2 protein-coding genes and 1 pseudogene are annotated in these 2936 nt (G+C 67.1%); all 3 read left to right on the forward strand.

Going from position 1 to position 2936, the window contains the following annotated elements; all coding sequences use genetic code 11:
- A pseudogene (locus tag ACTIE5_RS23120) lies at positions 1-308 on the forward strand (methyl-accepting chemotaxis protein); the annotation flags it as partial.
- 88 nt (positions 309-396) lie between these two features.
- The gene (locus tag ACTIE5_RS23125) at positions 397-945 is read left to right on the forward strand and encodes a chemotaxis protein CheW (RefSeq protein ID WP_439552086.1); all 549 of its coding nucleotides are present in this window, start codon (positions 397-399) and stop codon (positions 943-945) included.
- 28 nt (positions 946-973) lie between these two features.
- A partial coding sequence (locus ACTIE5_RS23130) for a PAS domain-containing protein (RefSeq protein ID WP_439552087.1) occupies positions 974-2936 on the forward strand: 1963 nt, incomplete at its 3' end.

Below are 2936 nucleotides of genomic sequence, written 5' to 3' on the forward strand. Positions count from 1 at the left end.
TCATGGCGGAGATCTCGGCCGCGTCGCAGGAACAATCGGCGGGGATCGAGCAGGTTAACGTCGCAGTCGCACAGATGGACAAGATTACCCAGCAGAACTCGGCGCTGGTCGAGGAAGCAGCGGCCGCGGCGAAGTCCATGGAGCAGCAGTCGGACACGCTGATGCAGATGGTGTCCGCCTTCAAGCTCGACGAGGGCAAAGCTTCGCCAGCATCGCCGCAGCGCACGGCTTCTGCGCCGGCACCGGTGGCGCGGCGGTCAGCCCGCGTCGCGACGAAGGCCAGCGACGAGGACTGGCGGGCATTCTGACGGTCCCGGGACGGGATTCGGGTTGAAGGCGCAATGAAGGGGTCTGGTGCCGGGGTGTCCGGCACCGCCCCAAGGCAGGAAGGCTGTGATGCAGACATCGATGCAGCCCCGGATCGCCGGGATCGAGGCGCAAGCGCGAGGCCTGGCGATGGCGGCGGGCGCCGATGCCGGTGCGGGTGTGACGCAATACATCACCTGCACGCTGGGCGATGCGGAATACGGGATCGACATCCTGTCGGTGCGGGAGATCAAGGGCTGGTCGGAGACGACTGCACTGCCGCACGCGCCGGCCTGGGTGCGGGGCGTGATCAACCTGCGCGGTACCATCGTGCCGATCCTCGACCTGCGGTCCCGCTTCGGGCTGGGGCAGACGGCGGCGACGGCGATGCATGTGGTGGTGATCATCCAGACGGCGACGCGGATGGCGGGGCTGCTGGTGGACAGCGTGTCCGACATCATCACCGTCGGCGCGGAGGAAGTCCGGGCCGTGCCGGAAGTCGGCATGAGCGTGCCGGAACGGCTGCTGTCGGGCCTCATCCCGCGTGAGGGCGCCATGGTTTCCCTCGTCTCGCTCGACAACCTTCTCAATCTGCCGGACGCCGATCTGGCGCCGGGCATGCCCGCAACCCTGTCCTGACGACGTCAGCGAAGGAACGACCATGTTCATGAGCCGGACGGTACGGGCCCTGCTGCCCGCGAGCTTCACGGATCGTCGAACGGGCGCCGATCGTCGCGCCTCCGCGCGCGATATGGCGGCCATGATGGCGGCCATCGACATGGCGCAACCGATGATGTTGCTGGGCGCCGATGGCGTGGTGCAGGACGCGAATGCGCCGCTGGCCGCGCTGCTCGGCGTATCGGCGGATGCGCTGGCGGGGCGGCCGCATGCCGCGCTGCTGGCGGAGGCGGAGCGTGACAGCGCGGCCTATCGCCGGTTCTGCGATACCGTCGCCGCCGGACAGGCGGGCCATGCGCGGCTGCGCCATGCCGGTACCGGCGGTAACACCGTCACGCTCGACCTGATGATGCAGCCGCTCGCGGCCGAACCGGGCCGCCCGGCCCGCCTGGCGGTCCTGGTGCGCGACGTCACCGCCCAGGCGATGGAGGAGGCGAAGAGCCATCACATCGGCCAGTCGCTGGAAAAGGTCTCGGCGGCGATGATGATGGTGGATCGCGACTTCGTCGTCACCCACGTCAACAGCACGACCGTCGAGCTCCTGAAGCGCTACGAGCCGGAGTTCCGCAAGGTCTGGCCGAACTTCGTGCCGGAACGGATCGTCGGCATGTGCATCGACACCTTCCATCGCGATCCCTGGCATCAGCGCCGGATGCTGGCGGACGAGTCCCGCCTGCCCCACCGCACCGACATCAGTGTGGGCGAGGTGAAGTTCGCCCTCACGGTCAATGCGAGCCACGCGCCTGACGGCACCTATGACGGCAACATCCTGGAATGGCAGGAGGTGACGACACTCCGCACCCAGCAGGGGCAGCTCGCGGCCATCGACAAGGCCATGGCCGTCATCGAATTCACCCTCGATGGCCGGATCGTCCATGCCAACGGGAATTTCCTCTCCGTCCTCGGCTATACGCTGGATGAGGTGCGGGGCCAGCACCACTCCCTGTTCGTCGATCCCGCCTATCGCCAGAGCCCGGAATACAAGGCGTTCTGGGACAAGCTCGGCCGCGGCGAATACGATGCGGGGCAGTACAAGCGAGTCGCCAAGGGTGGCCGGGAAGTCTGGATCCAGGCCACCTACAACCCGATCCTCGATGCCAATGGCAAGGCGTTCAAGGTGGTGAAGTACGCCACCGACGTCACGGAAGCGAAGCTGCAGGATGCCGATTTTCGCGGCCAGATCGCAGCGATCGACAAGGTGATGGCGGTCATCGAATTCGGCCTGGATGGCCGGGTGCTGGGCGCGAATGCGAACTTCCTCCACACCCTGGGTTATTCGCTGGATGAGGTGCGTGGCCAGCATCATTCGATGTTCGTCGAGCCCGCCTATCGGCAGAGCCCGGAATACCGCGTGTTCTGGGACAAGCTCGCGCGGGGCGAGAACGATGCCGGCCAGTACAAGCGGATCGGCAAGGGCGGCCGCGCGGTCTGGATCCAGGCGAGCTACAACCCCATCCTCGACATGAACGGCAGGCCGTTCAAGGTGGTAAAATACGCCACCGACATCACCGCCCAGGTGGATGCGGCGGAAGCCCTGAAGCTGGCCGTCGCGCAGACCCAGGCCGTGGTGGCCTCCGCCCAGGCCAATGACCTCAGCCATCGCGTGCCGCTGGACGGCAAGGCGGGGGAGATCGGCGCGCTCTGCGGCGGCATCAACGGGTTGCTGGACACCATGTCGGCCGTCGTCGCCGGCATCACGGAAAGCTGCGGCACCATCGCCACCGCATCGCGGGAGATCGCGATGGGTAACACGGACCTCTCGCAGCGGACGGAGGAACAGGCCTCGAGCCTCGAGGAAACCTCCGCGAGCCTTGAGGAGCTGACCAGCACGGTGAAGCAGAACGCCGAAAGCGCGCTGCAGGCCAACAAGCTCGCGGCCTCGGCGAGCGAGATCGCGACGCGCGGCGGCGCGGTGGTGACGGAGGTGGTGCGGACGATGGACGGCATCACGC

It is taken from the genome of Falsiroseomonas sp. (assembly GCF_051859025.1).
Classification (GTDB): domain Bacteria; phylum Pseudomonadota; class Alphaproteobacteria; order Acetobacterales; family Acetobacteraceae; genus Falsiroseomonas.

Excerpts from the sequence above, each read along its gene's own strand:
- ACTIE5_RS23125 (WP_439552086.1), top strand. The coding sequence starts at position 397 with ATGCAGACATCGATGCAGCCCCGGATCGCCGGGATCGAGGCGCAAGCG.